This is a genomic window from Pseudomonas gorinensis (genome assembly GCF_042015035.1).
GTDB classification, from domain to species: domain Bacteria; phylum Pseudomonadota; class Gammaproteobacteria; order Pseudomonadales; family Pseudomonadaceae; genus Aquipseudomonas; species Aquipseudomonas gorinensis.
Window position 1 is genome coordinate 154,118 of record NZ_CP167125.1, and the last position, 20,137, is coordinate 174,254.

Here is a 20,137-nt window from a genome sequence, read left to right on the forward strand (position 1 = left end):
TTTTTCGCATGCTGACCTTGGGAAACATCTTCGTGTTGATGCTGCTGGCGACCGGTGCCGCCTGGGTCTGGCACAACCACGGCCTGCGCGAGCGGGCGTTGGAGCGGGTCAAGCAGCATTGCGCCAAACTCGACATCGAGCTGTTGGATGGCGCCGTGGCACTCAAGCGCATCGGCTTTGTGAAAGATGCCAACGGCCGCCGGCGCCTGGCGCGGGTCTACAACTTTGAATTCACGGTGACCGGGGAAACCCGCCATCCGGGAACTATCACCCAGTTCGGCGCCCACAGCGCACAAATCGAACTGGCGCCCTACCCCTTCGAGATCAAGACGCCACTGCCCAGCGCCGAGGTCATCGAGCTGAGCCAATGGCGCCAGGACCACGCCACCAAGCATCGTCACTGACGGCAGGCGGCCAGCGAATGCTGTAGCAGGGCCACGTCCTGGGGTTCGCTGAAGATCAATTCGATGCGTGAGTCGCGCCGCCATTCGCTGGGTTGCCAGGCAATCGGGCTGTTATCCACAGCGTTGGCGGATAGCCAGCCCTCGCCACTGTGGATAACCAGTTTGGCGCGACGCCAGCCGAGACCGGTCAGCCACTGATGCAGGCGCTGCGGGTCGAATTGCTGGCTCGGGTGCCAGCGCCAGCCGATGCTCCAGCCACCGTCCTGAGCCTGGCTCAGGCAGATCGGCAGCAGGGGGTCGCTCCAGATGGCCGGTATTTGTGCGAGGCCTTTGGGCACCGTGAAGTTATCCACAGTGGCGCCGGCCCGTGCGCTTGAGCCTGGTAAGCGGTTCAGCGGCAATTGCGCCTGGCGGGTCCAATACACCGGGCAATCGGGTAACTGCCGTTCGATGGCCTGACGCTGTGCGGTGTCCAGCGCCTCATCTTTGTTCAAGACCAACAGCCCGGCACTGGCCAGCGCTTCCAGCTGCGCAGGTGGCAAGGGCTTGCCCGCCGCCAGGGCTTGGGCATCCAGTACCAGGACGCAGGGTTGAACCGCCAGCACGTCCTGCCACGGCGGGTCCCGCAGTTGCTTGAGCAATTGCGCCGGGTGACCCAGGCCCGAAGGCTCGATAAAGACACGGTCAGGCTTGGCCTTACGCAGCAGACGACCAAGGCCCACCTGGAACGGGGCGCCATTCACACAGCACAGGCAGCCACCGGCAACTTCGCCCAAGGCAATGCCATCGTCATCCTGAGTCAGCAGCGCGGCGTCCAGGCCAATCTGCCCGAACTCGTTGATCAACACCGCCCAGCGCTCGTTGGCCGGGCGTTGAGCGAGCAGGTGCTGGATCAGGCTGGTCTTGCCGGCACCCAGGGGCCCGGCAATCACGTGGGTGGGAATGTTCTGCAGCATAAGAGGCATCATTTTGACCGTGTAGAGCGCTTGATCCTACGCGGTTATGCCAGCCAATCCAGCGTCAGGATCAAGCGCCGCTCATCCGCCTTCAAGGCCGGCGAGCGGTGAATCAGGCCATGACCCTCGTTGCCATGCCATTTCGTACCCTTGAGTAGAGCCACCTCACCGCAGAGGATTTGCTCGATGCGGTCAGTGGGTTCAGCATCCGACTGGCCCAACGTGCGACGGTCCATCACCCCCTCGCGCAACCACTGGCTGCCGATGCCGGCATAGGTGGTGATCAGCCGCACAGGCACATGATCAACATGAAAACGCGGGCACATGGCCTTGTCCAACAACCGCAGGCGCACGCCGATGCGCCTGGCGCCCAGCAGGCAGGCAAAGGCGCTGATCAGCCATGACACATCGGCGATAAAGCCCTCATAACCCTCAAGATCGCGGCAACTGGACGCCAGGCCGTGCAGATTGGGCTCGGTGCCTTCGCTGTCCAGCTCGATCACCAGCGATTCAGCCAACGGCTCATTGAGCGCCACCAGCAAGGCGCCGAACTCGGCGATATGCAGGGGTAATTGGCGCTGCCACAGCGCCAGGTTCACACCATCCTCAAGGATATCGGACAGCGCCAGCGGGGTTTCACCGCGGGTCTGGCGAATCACGGGACGCAGGGACATGACCGGCGCCAGCATCAGGCGGCCACCTCTTCATACCAAGGGCCGAAAGGATCGGCCAGTAAGCGCCAGGCGTCGACGCCCAGGGCCATTTCTTCGTCGGTGAGCAAACAAGCGTCCAACTCGGCACGCATCTGTGCGAAGTCGATGTTCTGCCCGATAAACACCAGTTCCTGGCGGCAGTCGCCCGTGCTCAGTTGCCAGTTGCCCATGATCGCGGCGACGCTTTCTTCATCCTGCGGCCACTGGCTTTTCGGTACAAAGCGCCACCAGCGTCCAGCAAAGCCATGGCGCATCAGGCCACCCGCCTGTGACCAACTGCCAGCGTCCTGGTGCTTGCTGGCCAGCCAGAAAAACCCCTTGGAGCGCAGCAACTTGCCGTTCACCCACGGGCGATCGATAAAGTCGAAGAAACGTTGCGGATGAAAAGGTCGGCGGGCGCGATAGACAGTGGAAGCGATGCCATATTCTTCGGTTTCCGGTACGTGTTCGCCGCGCAATTCCTGCAACCAGCCTGGGGCCTGGGCGGCGCGTTCAAAGTCAAAGCGGCCGGTGTTGAGGATCTTGTTCAGCGGCACTTCGCCCATGACCATCGGGATGATTTCCGCCTGGGCATTCAGGCGTTCGAGGATGGCCATCAGTTCCTCACGTTCGTGGCTGCTGATCAGGTCGATCTTGCTGATCAAGATGACGTCGGCGAACTCGATCTGCTCGATCAGCAAGTCGGTGATGGAGCGTTCGTCTTCTTCTCCCAGGGTTTCGCCACGAGAAGCGAGGCTTTCGGCGGTCTGGTAGTCGAGCAGGAAGTTCATACCGTCAACCACGGTGACCATCGTGTCCAGGCGCGCGATATCGGCCAGGCTTTGTTCGTTTTCATCACGGAAGGTAAACGTTTCGGCCACGGGCAAGGGTTCGGAGATGCCGGTGGATTCGATCAACAGGTAATCGAACCGCCCTTCTTTGGCGAGTTTTCCGACTTCTTCCAGCAAGTCTTCGCGCAAGGTGCAGCAGATGCAGCCGTTGCTCATTTCCACCAGTTTTTCTTCGGAACGATTAAGGGTGACGTCGCGCTGAACCTCGCTGCCATCAATGTTGATTTCGCTCATGTCGTTGACGATCACCGCAACCCGCAGGTTGTCGCGGTTGCGCAGGACATAGTTGAGCAGCGTACTTTTACCGGCGCCGAGAAAGCCGGACAACACGGTAACGGGGAGACGATTGGGCATCAGGTAGTCCTCATCAGGGTTGGCCGGTCAAATCGCCCGTTTATGGCGTTCGCGCAGCTCTTCGCGTTCTTTGGCTTCGATACACAGGGTGGCGGTGGGGCGTAGCAACAGGCGTTGCAGGCCAATGGGTTCGCCCGTTTCGCGGCACCAGCCGTATTCGCCGCGGGCCAGCCGTTCCAGGGCGTCATCGATCTTGTCCAACAGCTTCTTTTCCCGTTCCAGCAGGCGCAGTTGCCATTGGCGCTGTTCTTCGGCGCTGCCCACATCGGCAGGGTCGCTGTTGGGTTCCTGTTCGCGCAGCACCAGGAACTCAGCGTCGATTCGAGCTTGCAGCTCGTTGCGCTGGGCCAGGAGCAGCGTGCGGAAGAAGCCTTGCTGGGCTTCGTTCATGTAGTCGGCGGGCGGTTGGGCCAGGAGGTCTTGTTCGGTCATGGGAACGGTCCACGGGTCAGGCTGTGCTTTTATGTTATATTATAACAACACAAATAAGCCAATCCCCCTTGCTCGTCACGACGAAGGGCGCAATGCTTGATCATCTTCCTGCCCCGAGACCCCCTATGAAATACCTGGTGTGCGGCCTGTTATTGGCAGCAGCAGGATCTGCCTGCGCCCAAGTACCGAGCCTGTTGGCCAACTGCACGCGCAGCGCCAACCTGCTGGCGTGTGTGGACTCGCAAGGCAATGCCTACAGCGTGGCGACAGTCGGCAGTACCACGTATTTGCGCGGTTTCGAAGTCATCGGCAAACGCTATTGGGCCCAGACCAATAGCCGCTATGGGCAACTGACGTTCTTTACCGGGTTGACGTCGGACGGTGAAGCGTGGGTCGGCTACACGCGGCGCGTGGGCTGGACCACCCTCAACCGGTTTTCCAGTTCCGGTGGCGCCAGCGCCAAGTTCACCTGCAGCCGGATAACCGGCTGTTAGACCTGGCCGTTTTTCTGCTCCTGCAGCCAGGCCACGTAGCTGTTCATCGGCGGGTTCTTCTGGAAGTATTTTTTCAACCCTTCGAACAAGCCATCGGCTACCGCCTGTTGATGACGCGCGGTGACCAGGCGCGCACTGTCCCGCGCATTGGAGATAAACCCGGTTTCCACCAGGATCGACGGCACATCCGGTGACTTGAGCACCGCAAACCCGGCCTGTTCCACGCGCTTCTGATGCAACGAGGTGATGCCCTCCAGGCTGCCGAGGATGGAGCTGCCCAATTGCAGGCTGGAGGCGATGGTGGCGTTCATCGACATATCGAGAATCACCCCGGCCAGCATCGGGTCCTTGTCCTTGAGGTTCAGCAGACTGGTGGCGCCCAGCAGATCGGCGCCGTTTTCCCGTTGTGCCATGAACCGCGCAGTGGCCGAGGTAGCCCCCCCTTCGGACAAGGCATACACCGACGCCCCCGAGGCGGTGATCCGCGGTGCCGCATCTGCGTGTACCGAGATAAACATGTCGGCGTTGTACTTGTGGGCGATCTCCACGCGCTTGCGCAGCGGCACGAAGAAGTCGTCGTTGCGCACCAGTTTCACGTCAAAGCCCCTCTCGCGTTTCAAGCGCTTGGCCAGCAACTGCGCGATCGACAACACCACGTCTTTTTCGCGCTGGCCCTTGGAGCCGACCGCGCCGGGGTCCTTGCCGCCGTGGCCCGGGTCGACTACCACAATGATGTCGCGCTTGGGATGCGCCTTGTCGATCGGAGCGACCAAGGGCGCCGGTTCAGCTGCGATCTGGCGTGGCGCGTGGGTGGCGCTGGTCAGGTCCAGTACCAGGCGATGACCTTGGCCATCCTGAGGCGGTAGTAGAAAACTGTTGAGCTGCATCGGCGCAGCCAGGTCGAGCACGATCCGCGTATCGCCTTTGCCGAAATGCCCCGAGCGAATCGAGGTGATCCCACTGTTTTTCAAGGCCAGTTGAGAAAAGTCACCACTGAGGCCGGCACCGCTCAGGTCGATGATCACCCGTTCGGGTGCAGCCAGGGAGAAAGTCTTGTACTGCACCGGGCCGCTCAGGTCGAACACCAGCCGCAGTTTGTCGTCCGAGCGCCACAGGCGGGCATTGCGAATCTGCGTGGCCGATGCGGCGAACGGCAAGGTGAACAGCGGGCTGACCAGGAGCAGGTTGAGGAGCTGACGTCTGTGCATGACATATACCGCAAATAAAGGAGCGTCCCTGCTCGACATGACTGAACAAAGGCTGGAGCAGAAAATTCATCGTCGACTCAATGGTTATAATATAACATGTCTTTTTATTTCCAACGATGGACCTGCTTATGAATGCGCTGACTCTGCCGGATATCGCCGCGCAAGCATCACGCCAAGCCTTGCCCCTCGACTGGGTCGGCATGTGCGGCATCGCCCTGCCCATCTTGATCGATGGCCAGCGTCTGACGGCCAAAGCCGATGCCGGCGTCAGCCTCGACGACGGCACCGCCCGTGGCATTCATATGTCACGCCTGTACCTGGCGCTGGAAATGCTCGGCCAACAGCCCCTGACGCCGACACTTCTGCGTAATGTACTGCAGCATTTTCTTGCCAGTCATGAAGGTTTATCTAAGAACGCCTACCTGCGTATCCATACCGATTTGCTCCTGAATCGTCCGGCCCTGGTCAGCCCACTGGCCGGCTGGAAGGCCTACCCGGTGAGCATCGAGGCGCACCTGGAAAACCAGATGTTCCACGTGGAACTAAAAATTGACGTTACTTATTCCTCAACCTGCCCCTGCTCTGCTGCCCTCGCCAGGCAGTTGATTCAGCAGCAATTTGTCGATGACTTCGCCAACACACCGTTGCGACATGAAGACGTGCTGACCTGGCTCGGCAGCGCCAATGGCATTGTGGCCACGCCCCACAGCCAGCGCAGCAGCGCACAGCTGCGCGTCCACCTGCAAGGCGAGCATCTGGCGCTGACCGAGTTGATCAACGACGCAGAAGCCGCCCTTGGCACTGCCGTGCAAACCGCCGTAAAGCGTGCAGACGAACAAGCCTTCGCCCTGGCCAATGGGCAGAACCTGATGTTCTGCGAAGACGCCGCCCGCCGCCTGAACCTCGCCTTGAAACGCTCGGATGCCGTCAAAGCCTTCCACCTCAAAGTGATCCACGCCGAAAGCCTGCACGCGCACGATGCCGTGGCTGAAAGCCGCTGGACGAGACCCTCTGCATGATCACCTGTACCGCTTTACGCTGGGGTGCCCCTGGGCAACCGCTGACCCCCGCCGTGGATTTCACCCTGGAAAAAGGCAGCCTCACCGGTGTGATCGGCGCCAACGGCACCGGCAAAAGCAGCCTGCTGAAGGTTATCGCCGGGCTGCAAAAGCCATTGGCGGGCAAAGTCACCGTGAATGTGCCACGGCGAGGCGGCCTGTCGTTCCTGCCCCAGCAGCAGCACCTCGACCGCCAGTTCCCCATCAGCCTGCAAGAGTTGGTGGCCGCCGGTTTTTGGGGCACCCAACTCACCCCGCAACAACGCAACCAACGCCTGCAAGCGGTGCTGGAGGACTGGTGCCTCAGTGGCCTGGAACATCGCCCGCTGATGGCCTTGTCTGGCGGCGAACTGCAACGTGCCCTGCTCGCCCGCATGAGCCTGGCCGAGGCGTCGGTGCTGTTGCTCGACGAACCCCACGCCGCCCTCGATGAAGATGGCCAGGCCTTGTGCTGGAAACATATCCACGCCTGGCATGCCCAAGGTCGCACGCTGGTAGTGGTGTGCCATGACCTGGCCGCCGTGCGTGAACACACCCAGCAAGTGGTGCAGATCAAAAGCACCGGCTGCGTCGTCGGCCCCAGTCAAGAACTGATCCGTCCACACCCTCGCATGCAGGTGGCCTGATGCACTTCGCCTCCCATCTGTGGATGCCCTTTGCTGACTTCGTCTTCATGCGTCGCGCCCTGATCGGAGGCCTGGTACTCGCCTGCAGCACCGCGCCGCTGGGCGTGTTCCTGATCCTGCGGCGCATGAGCCTGATCGGTGACGCCGTCGCCCACGGCATCCTGCCCGGTGCGGCCCTGGGCTTCTGGTTCGCCGGGCTCAGCCTGCCCGCGCTGACCGTCGGTGGCCTGGGTGCGGGCCTGGGCATGGCCGGGCTGGCAGCCTGGATCACTCGCCGCACCGGCCTGCGTGAAGACGCCAGCCTCGCGGCTATCTACCCCATTTCACTGGCCGCCGGCGTGCTGATCCTGGGCATTGCCGGCAAACGCCTGGACCTGCTGCATCTGCTGTTCGGCTCAGCACTGGCCGTCGACGAGGCCACCCTGACCGGCATGCTCTGGGTCTCCGGGTTCAGCCTGGTGGCCATGGTGCTGATCTACAAGCCGCTGCTGCTGGATACCCTCGACCCGCTGTTCCTGCAAACCGTCAGCCGCCTGGGCCCGCTGGCCCATGGTTTGTTCCTGACCCTGGTGGTGTTGAACCTGGTCATCGGTTTCCAGGCCATCGGCGCGTTGATGGTGGTGGGCTTGATGATGTTACCGGCCATCGCGTCACGGTTCTGGAGCCGGCGCCTGCCGGTGTTGATTGCGATATCGGCGGTGCTGGGATGCCTGTCGGTATGGCTGGGTTTGTTGCTGTCGTTCTACTACTCACTGCCCAGCGGCCCGGCGATTGTGCTGGTGGCTGGCGGCGGGTACCTGCTGTCCGTGGTCTTCGGTCCGGTGCACGGCTTGCTGCGCCGCCCCCCCTTGCTGTCATCCCAATGAGGTGTCTCCCGATGCGCGCTTTACTCGTGCTGTTCAGTCTCGTCCTGTCGTTATCGACGGCCCAGGCCGCCGACAAACTCCAAGTGGTTACCAGCTTCAGTATCCTCGATGACATCACCCACCAGATTGGTGGTGATCACATCCAGATCAGCAATATGGTCGGCCCCGACGCGGACGCCCATACCTACGAGCCCACCCCGGACGACGCCAAGGCGTTGCTCAAGGCCAAGCTGATCATCAAGAACGGCCTCGGTTTTGAACCCTGGCTGGACCGCCTGGTCACCAGCACCGAAACCAAGGCCACGGTGGTCACCGCCAGCAAAGGTGTGATCTCCCACACCATGGAGGAGGACGGCGAAACCATCCCCGATCCGCACGCCTGGCACAACCTGGCCAACGCCGAAATCTACGTGAACAACATCACCAAGGCGCTGGTGGCCGCTGACCCGGCCAACAAGGCTGACTACCTGCACAACAGCCAAGCCTACCTGAAAGAAATCTACCGCCTGCTCGCCGAAGCCAAGACCAAATTCGGCGCGCTGCCACCGGGCAACCGTCGCATCGTGACCTCTCATGACGCCTTCGGCTACCTGGGCCAGGCCTATGGCATCCAGTTCCTGGCGCCTCAGGGCCTGTCCACCGAACGTGAGCCTTCGGCCGCCGAAGTCGCCGCGCTGATCACCCAGATCCGTAAAGACAAGGTCAAAGCCGTGTTCATGGAAAACATCAAGGACTCACGCCTGCTCAAGCAGATCGCCGACGAAAGCGGCGCGCAGATCGGCGGCACGCTTTACTCCGACGCTCTTGCAGCAGAAGGCCCGGCCAGCACCTTTACCGGGCTGTTCGAATACAACCTCAATACCTTATGCGCCGCGTTGGGTAAGCCATGATTCGCAAGAACCCTTCCGGCGATCTGCCGGTGATCGCCGAATCGGCCTACGTCGACAAGACGGCGATCATCTGCGGCAAGGTCATCATTGGCGAGAACGTCTTCGTCGGCCCCTACGCCGTAATCCGCGCCGATGAAGTCAACGCCAGCGGCGCCATGGACCCTATCACCATCGGCGCCAACTCCAATATCCAGGACGGCGTGGTGATCCACTCCAAATCGGGCGCGGCGGTGACCATCGGCGAGTTCACCTCCATCGCCCACCGCTCCATCGTCCATGGCCCCTGCAGCGTCGGCGACCGTGTCTTCATCGGCTTCAACAGCGTGCTGTTCAACTGCACCATCGGCGACGGCTGCGTGGTGCGTCATAACTCGGTGGTCGACGGCCGCGACTTGCCCACCGCGTTCTACGTGCCCTCCACTACCCGCATCGGGCCGAACACTGACCTTTCGCAGTTCCCGCCGGTCAGTGTCAGCGCCTCGGAGTTTTCCGAAGACGTGGCACGCACCAACGTCGACTTGGTCCGCGGTTACAAAGCCCTGCAAAACGAGTTCTGAACCATGAGCCGCCTGCTGATCCGTAACGCCCGCCTGGTCAACGAAGGCCAGGTATTCGACGCTGATGTACTGGTCGCCAACGGCCGCATCGAGAAAATCGCCAGCAGTATCGAGGACTGTAATGCGCCCCTGGCGATCGACGCAGAGGGCCAATGGCTGCTCCCAGGGATGATCGATGACCAGGTGCACTTTCGCGACCCTGGCGCACCCGACAAAGGCAGTCTCTACAGCGAATCCCGGGCGGCCGTAGCCGGTGGCATCACCAGTTTCATGGACATGCCCAACACCCAGCCGGCCACGCTGACCCTGCAAGCCCTGGCCGAAAAAAAGCGCCGCGCCGGCCTGCATTCAGTCGCCAACTACGGTTTTCACTTTGGCGTCAGCAACGACAATCTCGACATCATCGCCGCGCTCGATCCCCGCGAAGTGGCTGGGGTCAAAGTGTTCATGGGGGCCTCCACCGGCAATATGTTGGTAGACGACCCTCGGATTCTGGAGCGGCTGTTTGCAGAAGTGCCGACCATCCTGCTGGCCCACTGCGAACACACGCCGAGCATCCTGGCCAACGAGCGGCGCCTGCGCGAGCGTTTCGGGGACAAGATCCCCGCCGTCGCCCACTCGCTGATCCGGGACGCCGAGGCCTGTTATCGCTCCTCCTCTTTGGCCGTGGAGTTGGCCAGGCACCACGGCACACGCCTGCATGTGCTGCACCTGACCAGCGCACGCGAATTGGCCTTGTTCGAGGACAAACCCCTGGCGCAAAAACGTATTACCGCTGAAGTCTGCGTGCACCACCTGCTGTTCGACGACCGCGACTATCACCGCCTGGGCCATCAGATCAAATGCAACCCGGCGATCAAGACCCACGCCGACCGCGACGCCCTGCGCCAAGCCTTGCTCAGTCATCGTCTGGATGTGATTGGCACTGACCATGCGCCGCATACCTGGGCGCAAAAACAGCTGGGGTATTGTGAAGCGCCATCGGGCTTGCCGCTGGTGCAACATGCGTTGCCGGCGCTGCTGGAGTTGGTGGCCGACGGGCTGCTGCCCTTGACCACCCTGGTGGCGAAGACCAGCCATCGGGTCGCCGACCTGTTCGCCATCCCGGATCGGGGTTATCTACGCGAAGGCTATTGGGCCGACCTGGTGCTGATCAAACCAGAGCCGGCGGGCAAGCCCGTCAGCAGCCAGCCGATCCTGGCTCGCTGCGGCTGGACACCCTTCGCCGAGCGCAGCTTCCGCCACAGCGTCAGCACCACGCTGGTCTCCGGCCACCTGGCCTGGCACAACGGCAAGGTGGTCGACAGTTGCCAGGGTTTACCGTTGCAGTTCCTGCGTTAAGCGCGAGGCTTGACCGTACCGCAATTGCTGCCCAGCCACTGGGCATGGCTGTCCAGGCTACCCTTCTGTTGAATGCCTGTGGCATTGAAGGTGCCGTTGACGGTGGTGGTGAATTCCTTCTGGCTCTGGAAGGTGGCAACCCCCGTGCCCTGGGCTTTGGGGCAACTGAAACGGAATTTCCACTGGTTACCGGTCTTGTCGGTGACTTCCTGTTTGCAGCCCGATTGCGGGTCGGTCAGGGGGATCGTGTCAGAGGCAACCTGGGCGGGCGTGAGGCACACCTGCACGCCTTTGCCGGCCATGGTGACGCCCTGCTTTTCCAACATGGCGCGCTGTTCGGGGGTCATCTGTTGCTTGAGCTGACCCAGTATCAGCGACAGGTCCGGCAGGTCCTGGTTATCGACTTTCATATTGCTGGTGGTCAATTCCCACAAGCCCGGCGCCAGCATCTGCGCCTGCGCTGCCACGGGCAACGACAAACCAACAACCATGGCCAAACCAAGCAGACGAGCATTCATCGGGTAACTCCTGGGCAATTGTTGGCGTTAGACGCCGTAAACGTGCCAGTGTTGCACGACAAATAAAATAGCGACATTCGTGGCCGAACATGGTCTGTTACGCATTGGATTGTCTGGAGTCATGTCGTCCATGGATTTTTTTGGCCCGCACCTGCTCGCCTACTTCATCGCCACGCTGCACTTTCTCGGGACCCTCGCCGCGATCCATGCGGTGCTGACCGTCAGGACCGCCCAAGGCTCGATCGCCTGGGCCTTGTCGCTGATGTTCATGCCCTACCTGACCCTGATCCCCTACCTGATTTTCGGCCGCAGCACCTTCGATGCCTACATCCAGGCGCGGCGCCAGGCCAACCAGGAAATGCACACTGCTATCACCGAGCTGAACTGGCGCCCGTGGGTCGAGGAAGCCTTGGCCGCGCGCAACTCCAGCGCCTACGCCTCCCTGCGTGCCATGCCCAAGCTGGGGCGCATGCCATGCCTGGCAAACAATGAAGTGCGTTTGCTGATTAATGGCGACGCCACCTTCAGTGCGATCTTCGACGCCATTCGCAACGCCAATACTGCCGTGCTGTTTCAGTTCTTCATCATTCATGACGATGAACTCGGCCGCCAACTGCACGCCTTATTGAAGGAAAAGGTCGCGCAAGGCGTAGGCATCTACGTGCTCTATGACCGAATCGGCAGCCATGCCCTGCCCCATCGCTACGTGCAATCGCTACGCGACGCCGGGGTGCAGGTCAAGGCGTTCGCCACCCGTAGCGGCTGGCTCAATCGCTTCCAGGTCAACTTCCGCAACCACCGCAAGATCGTAGTGGTGGATGGCATCACCGGCTTTGTTGGTGGGCACAACGTCGGTGACGAATACCTGGGCAAAAAACCGCCGCTGGCTCCGTGGCGCGATACCCATGTGCAAGTCACCGGCCCGGTGGTGGCCTGCCTGCAGGAGTCGTTCGCTGAAGACTGGTTCTGGGCCGCACGAGAACTGCCGCCCTTGATCCTGCCGGACACCTACCCCGACGACGGTGTGCTCTGCCAATTGCTCGCCAGCGGCCCGGCAGACCCGTATGAAACCTGCTCGCTGTTTTTTGTCGAGGCCATCCACGCGGCGACCGAGCGTGTGTGGATCACCAGCCCGTATTTCATTCCCGACGAAGCGGTGTTTGCCGCCCTGCGCCTGGCGGTCCTGCGCGGGGTGGACGTACGCCTGCTGCTGCCATCCAGGCCCGACCACCGAATCGTGTATGCCGCGTCCAGCCTCTACGCCATCGAAGCCGTACGCGCCGGGGTGCGGGTATTCCGCTATACGCCAGGTTTTCTGCATCAGAAGGTGGTGTTGGTGGACAGCGAAATCAGCGCCATCGGCAGTGCGAATATGGACAACCGTTCCTTCCGGCTGAATTTCGAAGTGATGTTACTGACCGTCGACGAAGCCTTCGCCAAGGAAGTGGAGCACATGTTGCTGGACGACTTTGCCCTGGCGCATGAAGTCAGCCAAGAGGAAAGCCGCGAAACCCGCCGCCTGCAACACCTGGGCATGCGGATCGCGCGCTTGATCTCACCGATTCTCTAACAGCCAACGCAGTAGAAAAAAGGTGGGAGGGGCACCGCCCCTCCCACCTTTAGTTCTTTAGTGCTTTCGTCATCGTGATCAGCGGTAGATATCTTCCCGCGTCCACGGCAGTTCATGGCTGCCATCCGCGTGAGGTTTCACCGCCAGGATCTGGTGCAAGTTGATCCAGCCCCGTGCAAACGCATACGCGCACCCCGCCAGGTACAACCGCCAAATACGCAACGCTTGCTCCGGCACCATCTTCGCCGCCGCTTCCAGGTTATCCTCCAGGCGTTCGCTCCAATGGTCCAGGGTGCGGGCGTAGTGCAGGCGCAGGCTTTCCACATCGACCACTTCCAGCCCGGCTTCGCTGATCTCTGCGGTCATCATCGCCAGGTGCGGCAGTTCGCCGTTGGGAAATACGTAGCGCTCGATAAAATCCCCGGCGCCACGGCCTACGGGACGACCATCGGTATGTTTGGCGGTAATGCCGTGGTTCATCACCAGGCCGCCTTCACGCACCGCGCCAAACAGGGTCTTGCAGTATTGCGCCAGGTTGGCGTGGCCGACGTGCTCGAACATGCCCACGCTCACCACTTTGTCGAAACGGCCGTCCTGGGGCAGGTCACGGTAGTCGAGCAACTGCAGGTCGACCTGACCTTCCAGGCCCTCGGCTTTTACCCGCTCTTTAGCCAAGGCCAGTTGGGCCTTGCTCAGGGTGATACCAAACACCTTGGCCCCGAACTCCCGCGCCGCATAACGCGCCAGCCCGCCCCAACCACAGCCGACGTCGAGCAGATAGTCCCCCGGCTGCAGCCGCAGCTTGCGGCACAGATGGCGAAATTTGTCTTGTTGGGCCTGGTCGATGGATTCGCTGCCGGTTTCGAAATATGCGCAGGAATAGGCCATGTCCTGGTCCAACCAAAGCTGGTAGAACTCGTTGGACAGGTCGTAATGGTAGGAAATCGCCGCTGCGTCAGTGGCCTTGTCGTGGATCGAGCGCACCGGACGATTCCCTGCGTCGTCATCGACCAGGGCGTGACTCAATTCGTCACAAACCCGGATCACTTCGGTGATGGAGCCTTCCAGCTCCAATTTGCCCTCGACGAAGGCCTCGCCCAGTGAGTCGAGCGTTGGATGGCTAAGCTTGGACACAACCGTGGGGTCCTTCACCACGATGGTCACACTGGGCTCAGGGCCCAAGTTGAATTCATGGCCATCCCAGAGTCGAAGACGCAGCGGTAGCTGAAGATTCTGTAAGGCCGGTGGAAGTTGCGCGAGCATGAGTAGTCCCCCCTTGTTTCAGACGTCTGGAATGAGGGTAGACCATCCGAAGACAAAGTAGGAGGCTATCGATTTAATAGCAGCCTTCTATGGGGCTCGGCGTTCGAGCAAACCGTCCTGGACCCACTGTTTCAGCCACGTGACCGCTTGCAGTGGTGCGCCCTCTCCATAAGTGACTAGCAACTGCGCGCACAGTTCTGAAAAACTCCAACCGGTGGTCACCATTCCGGCCAACGCACAGATTTGCGCCGAGTCCATGCTGCGGTAATGGCAGATTTGCCGATGACGCCATACCAGGCAGATTTGCGCCGGCTCCAGCGCCTGGCTGCCGGGGAATTCCGATTGATCCTTGCTCGCACGCCAGATCGCCACCGTGTTGAAGCGACAGAGCAGTTGTTGCACGGTCGGCGCCAACTGAACCTTAAGCCCAGGCCACTCGTCAGGCGGCAACGACGCCATGGCGTCCAGGGTCAACGGCTGCCCCAGCGGCGCATCGAAGGCCAGGGTAAATGCCCACTCCAGGCGCGCCAGCTCAGCCAGCGGCGCACTTTGTGCAGCCACCAGGTGCTCAAGGATAAACGCGGGAAACCGTTCACCCAGCCAGCGCAGGCTGTAATGAGCCGAGGGATAACGACGTACATAGGCTTCGGCCAGCCGCGCAAACTCATCATCCCCCAACCAATACCAGATGGCGCCGAAGTCATGCCGCAGGACATCCCGCAGCCGTTCCAGATAGGCGTTGTGGTAAATCGCCAGGCCGGTGTCCACATCCAACGTCGGCCCGCCGAGCAAGGTCGCGGCAAAGCCGCTGTCGGCAGTCGAGGTGTCCGATAACAGGTGCTGTTCGAAGGCCATCTGCCAATCGGTCAGGCGCATCGCGACCTCCTGGCCAAGGCGGTGGCGCCCAGTTCGCGGGCCTTGCTCAACTCGGTCAACAGCTCTTCGAAGGGCGGGAAATGATCGTCACGCTCCAACAGTGTCGAGACCGGCCCCAGGTGCTCCAGCGTCCGTTGATACAGCGCCCATACCGGATCGCACACCGGCTGGTCATGGGTGTCGACCACATAGTCGCCGTAGTCCCTATGCCCGGCCAGATGCAGCTGCCGAATGCTCTCGGGCGGCAGGTTGAGAATGAAGGTCCAGGCGTCGAAACCGTGGTTACGGGCGCTGACATACACATTGTTGACGTCCAGCAAAAGCTGGCAGCCCGACAGATGGGACAGGGCGTTGAGGAATTCCCACTCGGTGAATTCATCCAGCTTGGAACGCACATAGCTGGAGACATTCTCCAGCACCAGCGGGCGCTGCAACACGTCTTGCACCTGGCGGATACGGTTGGCGACGTAGTAAAGGCTTTCTTCGGTGTAAGGCAGCGGCAGCAGGTCATGCAGCTGATGCGCGTTGCCGCGGCTCCAGCACAGATGGTCGGAAATCAACGCTGGCTGGATACGCTCGGCGAGCTGCTTGATGTGCTTGAGGTAATCGGTATCGAGGGCATGGGGGCCACCGATGGACAGGGACACGCCGTGCATCACCAGGGGGTAGCGCTCGGCGATTGCGTCCAGGTAGTACAAGGCTTTGCCGCCCTGCACCAGATAATTCTCGGAGATCACTTCGAACCAATCCACCGCAGGGGATTGCTCAAGGATCTGTTCATAGTATTCGTTGCGTAAACCCAGGCCGTAACCCAGGGAGGGGAAAGAGCTGGCCATCATGGACTCCTGGAAAGGTGTCCGCAGCGGTCGGAATACCCGCTGCGGGTGCACTCGGCTTGCGCTTACTCGCCGACCTTGCCACCAGCCTTGTCGCACTCAGCCTTGGTCATGGCCTTGAAGCCGTGGCCCTTGCACACCGCCTGGCCTTTGCAGGCGTTTTCAGCGGTCTTGCAGTCGTTCATGCCTTTGCAGGAAGTCACGCCGTAGCAATGAACCGCCGCGTCTGCGGCCTGCGCCTGGGTGGCGACACCGGCAAACATGGAAGCGGCAGCGATCGCCAGGGCAGCACCGGAAACGGCTTGTTTGATGTTCATTGTGTAGTCCTCATCAATCAGTAGTGGAGTCGGTCTGAACGGATTGCTCAGTCTCGACACACCACTAGAGTGAGGCCCCCTATCGGCGTTACAGCCGCTTGCAAAAATTCCTCGGAATTATTCGTCGAGCTTCAACAGCGGCTCCTGGAAACGCAGCAAACGCCCGGCGTTACCCAGCACCAGCAAGGTGCTGAGGTTGTGCAGCACCGCCGCAATCATTGCCCCCGCGGCCCCCAGCCAACCGAATGCGGCAAACACCACGATGGCCAACGTCCAACCCAGCCCGATGATCACATTGACCTGCAATGTCTTGCGGCACTGGCGACTCAAGCGCACACAGGTGCCCAACCGGCGCAGGTCGCTGCCGATCAACACCACATCCGCCGACGCGAGTGCGATATCCGCCCCACCCGCGCCCATGGCGACGCCGACTACGCCGGCCTTGAGTGCCAGGGAGTCGTTGATCCCATCACCCACCACCATCGGCCGGAAGCCGCTGCTGATCTCCCCCAACACGCGATTGAGCTTGTCTTCCGGCAATGCCTGGGCTTCGACATCACTGATGCCGACGTCCAGGGCCAGGCTGTCGGCCACGCTCTGGCGGTCGCCGGTGAGCAGCAATTGCCGGCCCAGGCCCAGCTCCCGCAACTCTTGCAGGGCCTGGCGGGCTTCCGGCTTGACGCTATCAGCCAGCAGCAACCAGGCGAGGAATCGCCCGTTCAGCGCCAGCCCGGCAATCGGGCCGTCGTGGTTCGGCACGGTCGTGGTGACAATACCCAATTGTTCGAACAACTCCGGGCGCCCCAACGCGGCTTCACCCTGCTCGGTCTGTGCCACGACGCCCAGGCCCTGGCGTTCGCGGATATCAGTCAGCACCAACAATTGCGCCTGGGTCGCCAACCCCGCCAACGCCCGACTGACCGGGTGACTGCTGGCCGAGCCGAGGCTGGCGGCAAGGTTCAGCAACCCCTGGCGGTCCGGCACGCTGGTTTCGATCGACTGCAAACGCAGGGTGCCAAAGGTCAGGGTGCCGGTCTTGTCGACCACCAACGAAGTCAGGTCCGCCAACTCTTCCAGGAAGGCTGAACTGCGAATCAGAATCCCATGCCGTGCCGCCACGGCAATCCCGGCAATTGCCGTGGCCGGCGCCGACAGCACCAGCGCACACGGGCATGCCGCCACCAGCACCGCGAGCATCGCCTGGGCGTCGTTGGTGACAAACCAGGTGACCGCCGCCAGCAACAGCACCAACACCATATAGCTGCCGGCATAGCGCTCCAGCAGCCGCGTGATCGGTGGCTTGGAACGCTCGGCGTTCTGCATCAGGGCGATGACCTTGCCCAGGGTCGATTCATTACCGGTGCGGGTCACTTGCAGGCGCAGCAAGCCGTCGAGGTTGATCGCCCCACCAAACACCTGCATGCCGACACTGGCCTCCAGCGGCACCGACTCACCGGTGATCGGCGCCGTGTCCAGGCTCGCCTGGCCAGATAACACCACCCCATCCGCCGGTACCCGATCACCCGCACGCACTTCGACAATATCGCCGGTGTTCAGCGTGCCGTTGTCCACTTCAATGATGCTCCCGTCAGCCTGCACCCGGCGCGCATGGCTGCGGGTCAGCTTGCCCAAGGCATGGATCGCTTCCTGGGAGCCGATCACACTGCGCTCTTCCAGCACATGGCCAAAGATCATGATGATCGGCAGCAGCGCGGCGGTCAGCAGATCGCCCGTCGCCCAGGCGCCGAGCATGGCCAGGGCGATCAGTTGGTCGGTGATGCCATGCAGGCTGGGAAACCGCAGGCTGTACCAGGCCGAACGCATCACCGGCACGGCCACCAGCAGCGAAGCGACACCCAGCAACAACTGGCTCACCCCCTGCTGGTCCGGCGCCAGCCAGCGCCACACCAGGCCCAGCACCAGCAAACCCAAGGCGAGCATGGCCAGGGTCAATTGCCGGGCGGCGCTGCGCTGCTCGGCGGAAGTCAGCATAGGTGCGCTCATTGGTCGGCTCCCTGGATGATCAAGCGGGAGTCGTCTTTGGGATCGACCGTGGTCACTGAGCCGGCCTGGCCGAGGATTTTCGGCAAGCGCTCGCGGTACAGTCGCAGCAGCAGGCCGGGGTCTTTGACCTGGGCCAGGCTTGCGACAGTGGCGGTTTGCGCCTGGGCATTGGCCAGGCGCTCACTGGCCTGGGCATGGGCGACTTGCACCATGCGGTCAGCTTGCTGGTTGGCGGTTTGGGTGAGCTTTTCCGCGTCGGTACGCGCATTGGCCACCGCTTTGTCAGCCTGCTGGCTGGCAGTGAGTACCGCATTGAACGCATTCACCGCCGGGCTCGGCAGGCTCGATTGCACATCGACACGGGTCACTTCGATACCCAGGCCCAGACCGCTGGCGGCCAACTCGGCCAAGCGTTTATTGATGCCCTGCACCAGGTCCCCGCGCAGCCGTTCACGGCGCTCGGCGGCGCCGTTGTCGGTACCGATCAGTTCGGGGCGCGCCACCAGGATCGTGTCGAGGTCACGGGCGGCGGTCAATGCCACGGCGCTGCGGGTCACCAGGCGATCCAGGGCCGGCAGTACATGCTCGCCCTGCAACACAAACGCGTAGGGTTCGGTGACCTTATAGAACACCCGCACATCCAGCTGCACCACGCCGGCATCGCCGGTCAGCAGGTAGCCGGAGCCGGCCAGTGCATCGCTCAACGGCGTGGCGAAACTGGCCACGCGGTCGGCCTGTACCGCCGCATCGGAGCGCAGCAGGTTCTCGACGCGGCGTTCGATCACACGGTCTGCCGCCGGCAACAGCACCACTTGCTCGAAGGGTTGCGGCCACGCCAGCAATAGCCCCGCGTTCTGGATTCGATCCAGTGCGCCGAAGTGCAAGACCACGGCGCGGTTCTGGGGGTCGATCTGGCGCACATTGGAAAATGCCCAGGCCAGCGCCGCCAACACAGTCACCGCGTACAGCGCCAGGAACGTCAGGCGGCCGGCCTGGATCCAGGGGCTGTCCGGGCTGTCACGCTCAGTCATGGTTGAACGTCCTTCGGCCCGTCCACCAAGACGCGAAATGGCGCGGCGTCAGTGCGCAGGATGATCTTGGTACCCGGGGTGACCACGGTGCCCAAGGTATCCAGGGAGCGCAGCAAGTTATACAGCTGCGGGTTGCCGGCGTAGGCACGACCATAAATCTGCGCGGCTTCGACCCGCGATTGGGCTTCGATATCGGCGGCTTTTACCGTGGCGTCAGCCTGCACGATCCGCGCATCGCGCTCGGCAGCGGAGCGAATCTGCGCCGCTTCACGCTTGCCCACGGCGGTGCGTTCAGTGGCGATGGTTTCACGCTCGGCGCGCATGCGGTCGACGGTGGCAGTGAGGGTCACCGACGGCAAGGTCAGCCGCTCAATACCCACCTGTGCCACGCGTACGCCATAGGTGGTCAGCAATTGTTGATCGATCTGCTGGCGCAACTGCGCCTCGAATTCGGCGATGCGCACCTGGCTGGCATCCGTATTGATCAGGCTGGACAGGTCGAAGCTGGCCGCCGTGGTTTCCAGTGCCGAACCGACAAAGGTGCGAATCTGCCGCGCCGCTTCATCCGGTTGGTTCTGCACTGCACGCATAAAGCGCTGCACATTGTCGGCATCGCCTTGTACCTGCCATGCCACATAGGCCTGCACGATAATGCGCAGGCCGTCGCGGGTGCCCACATCCTGCAAACCGCTGGAAGTGGTGCGCAAGCGCAGGTCAACCGGGATCGCCGCTTCGAACGGTGCCGGCCAGCGCCAGCCCAGGCCCGGCTCCAGCAGCACTCTCGATGGGTTGCCGAAACGGGTAATCACCGTGGCCTCGCCCGACCGCACCTGCACCAGGCTGGCGGCAGCGACCGCAAACAGCACCAGCAATACGGCCCAGGCCATGCGGCGCCAAGGGAATGGGCCGGCGGGTTGTTCATCACCATGATGGTGATGATGGTGGCCGTGGTGGTGACCATGATCGTGAGAATGAGCGCTCAACAGACAGACT

22 protein-coding genes are annotated in these 20,137 nt (G+C 62.0%); 9 read left to right on the forward strand and 13 right to left on the reverse strand.

Annotated features, from left to right (window positions below; genetic code table 11):
- Positions 1–8 precede the first annotated feature (8 nt).
- Positions 9–404 carry a DUF3301 domain-containing protein gene (locus AB7933_RS00650; RefSeq protein ID WP_024078190.1) on the forward strand — a complete coding sequence of 132 codons (396 nt, stop codon included), beginning with the start codon at positions 9–11 and terminating at the stop codon, positions 402–404.
- Here the strand turns inward: AB7933_RS00650 and AB7933_RS00655 are convergent.
- The 4 genes from AB7933_RS00655 to dksA are packed head-to-tail and all read right to left on the reverse strand — an operon-like array spanning position 398 to position 3,689.
- Entirely contained in the window at positions 398–1,360 is a 963-nt protein-coding gene (locus AB7933_RS00655; RefSeq protein ID WP_024078191.1) for a CobW family GTP-binding protein, read from the reverse strand. The genes AB7933_RS00650 and AB7933_RS00655 overlap by 7 nt on opposite strands.
- 44 nt (positions 1,361–1,404) lie before the next feature.
- Complete coding sequence (locus AB7933_RS00660; protein ID WP_024078192.1) at positions 1,405–2,049, reverse strand: DUF1826 domain-containing protein; 645 nt, start codon at positions 2,047–2,049, stop codon at positions 1,405–1,407.
- Entirely contained in the window at positions 2,049–3,257 is a 1,209-nt protein-coding gene (zigA, locus tag AB7933_RS00665; protein ID WP_024078193.1) for a zinc metallochaperone GTPase ZigA, read from the reverse strand. The genes AB7933_RS00660 and zigA overlap by 1 nt, the downstream gene beginning before the upstream one ends.
- A gap of 27 nt (positions 3,258–3,284) precedes the next feature.
- Complete coding sequence (gene dksA, locus AB7933_RS00670) at positions 3,285–3,689, reverse strand: RNA polymerase-binding protein DksA (RefSeq protein ID WP_024078194.1); 405 nt, start codon at positions 3,687–3,689, stop codon at positions 3,285–3,287.
- Between the two features lie 125 nt (positions 3,690–3,814).
- Between dksA and AB7933_RS00675 the strand changes: the two genes are divergently transcribed.
- Positions 3,815–4,183, forward strand: a complete 369-nt coding sequence (locus tag AB7933_RS00675; protein WP_024078195.1) for a hypothetical protein — start codon at positions 3,815–3,817, stop codon at positions 4,181–4,183.
- Here the strand turns inward: AB7933_RS00675 and AB7933_RS00680 are convergent.
- A complete protein-coding gene (locus tag AB7933_RS00680; protein WP_024078196.1) occupies positions 4,180–5,391 on the reverse strand; it encodes an N-acetylmuramoyl-L-alanine amidase in 1,212 nt (403 codons plus the stop codon). The two genes, AB7933_RS00675 and AB7933_RS00680, sit on opposite strands and share 4 nt — an antisense overlap.
- Positions 5,392–5,519: 128 nt before the next feature.
- Between AB7933_RS00680 and folE2 the strand changes: the two genes are divergently transcribed.
- From folE2 to AB7933_RS00710, 6 genes are read left to right on the forward strand one after another with little or no spacing between them, the layout of a single operon-like run.
- Positions 5,520–6,410: a GTP cyclohydrolase FolE2 gene (gene folE2, locus AB7933_RS00685; RefSeq protein ID WP_024078197.1), complete on the forward strand. Its 891-nt coding sequence runs from the start codon at positions 5,520–5,522 to the stop codon at positions 6,408–6,410.
- Positions 6,407–7,075, forward strand: a complete 669-nt coding sequence (locus AB7933_RS00690) for a metal ABC transporter ATP-binding protein (protein ID WP_024078198.1) — start codon at positions 6,407–6,409, stop codon at positions 7,073–7,075. Before folE2 ends, AB7933_RS00690 begins: the two co-directional genes overlap by 4 nt.
- On the forward strand, positions 7,075–7,941 hold the full coding sequence (locus AB7933_RS00695; RefSeq protein WP_024078199.1) for a metal ABC transporter permease: 867 nt from the start codon (positions 7,075–7,077) through the stop codon (positions 7,939–7,941). The genes AB7933_RS00690 and AB7933_RS00695 overlap by 1 nt, the downstream gene beginning before the upstream one ends.
- An 11-nt stretch (positions 7,942–7,952) precedes the next feature.
- Entirely contained in the window at positions 7,953–8,831 is an 879-nt protein-coding gene (locus AB7933_RS00700) for a metal ABC transporter substrate-binding protein (RefSeq protein ID WP_024078200.1), read from the forward strand.
- Complete coding sequence (locus tag AB7933_RS00705; RefSeq protein WP_024078201.1) at positions 8,828–9,388, forward strand: DapH/DapD/GlmU-related protein; 561 nt, start codon at positions 8,828–8,830, stop codon at positions 9,386–9,388. Before AB7933_RS00700 ends, AB7933_RS00705 begins: the two co-directional genes overlap by 4 nt.
- Positions 9,389–9,391: 3 nt before the next feature.
- On the forward strand, positions 9,392–10,729 hold the full coding sequence (locus AB7933_RS00710) for a dihydroorotase (protein WP_024078202.1): 1,338 nt from the start codon (positions 9,392–9,394) through the stop codon (positions 10,727–10,729).
- On the opposite strand, the gene AB7933_RS00715 is transcribed toward AB7933_RS00710, so the two are convergent.
- Complete coding sequence (locus AB7933_RS00715) at positions 10,726–11,247, reverse strand: DUF3617 domain-containing protein (protein ID WP_024078203.1); 522 nt, start codon at positions 11,245–11,247, stop codon at positions 10,726–10,728. The genes AB7933_RS00710 and AB7933_RS00715 overlap by 4 nt on opposite strands.
- Positions 11,248–11,377: 130 nt before the next feature.
- On the opposite strand from AB7933_RS00715, the gene cls reads away from it, so the two are divergent.
- Positions 11,378–12,817 (forward strand): cardiolipin synthase, encoded by a 1,440-nt coding sequence (gene cls, locus AB7933_RS00720; protein WP_024078204.1) that lies wholly within the window; start codon positions 11,378–11,380, stop codon positions 12,815–12,817.
- Positions 12,818–12,895: 78 nt separating this feature from the next.
- Here the strand turns inward: cls and cfaB are convergent, their stop codons facing one another.
- The 7 genes from cfaB to hflC form a co-directional block, all read right to left on the reverse strand.
- A complete protein-coding gene (gene cfaB, locus AB7933_RS00725; RefSeq protein WP_024078205.1) occupies positions 12,896–14,080 on the reverse strand; it encodes a C17 cyclopropane fatty acid synthase CfaB in 1,185 nt (394 codons plus the stop codon).
- Between the two features lie 87 nt (positions 14,081–14,167).
- Entirely contained in the window at positions 14,168–14,956 is a 789-nt protein-coding gene (locus AB7933_RS00730) for a DNA-binding domain-containing protein (protein ID WP_024078206.1), read from the reverse strand.
- Positions 14,947–15,792, reverse strand: coding sequence for a DUF692 domain-containing protein (locus tag AB7933_RS00735; protein ID WP_024078207.1), 846 nt, complete (start codon positions 15,790–15,792; stop codon positions 14,947–14,949). Before AB7933_RS00735 ends, AB7933_RS00730 begins: the two co-directional genes overlap by 10 nt.
- Before the next feature lie 65 nt (positions 15,793–15,857).
- Entirely contained in the window at positions 15,858–16,109 is a 252-nt protein-coding gene (locus AB7933_RS00740) for a membrane protein (RefSeq protein ID WP_024078208.1), read from the reverse strand.
- Between the two features lie 117 nt (positions 16,110–16,226).
- Positions 16,227–18,113, reverse strand: a complete 1,887-nt coding sequence (locus AB7933_RS00745) for a cation-translocating P-type ATPase (protein WP_024078209.1) — start codon at positions 18,111–18,113, stop codon at positions 16,227–16,229.
- A complete protein-coding gene (gene hflK / locus AB7933_RS00750; protein WP_024078210.1) occupies positions 18,110–19,144 on the reverse strand; it encodes a protease modulator HflK in 1,035 nt (344 codons plus the stop codon). Before hflK ends, AB7933_RS00745 begins: the two co-directional genes overlap by 4 nt.
- Positions 19,141–20,130 (reverse strand): protease modulator HflC, encoded by a 990-nt coding sequence (gene hflC, locus AB7933_RS00755; RefSeq protein ID WP_162163627.1) that lies wholly within the window; start codon positions 20,128–20,130, stop codon positions 19,141–19,143. Before hflC ends, hflK begins: the two co-directional genes overlap by 4 nt.
- Positions 20,131–20,137: the final 7 nt, after the last annotated feature.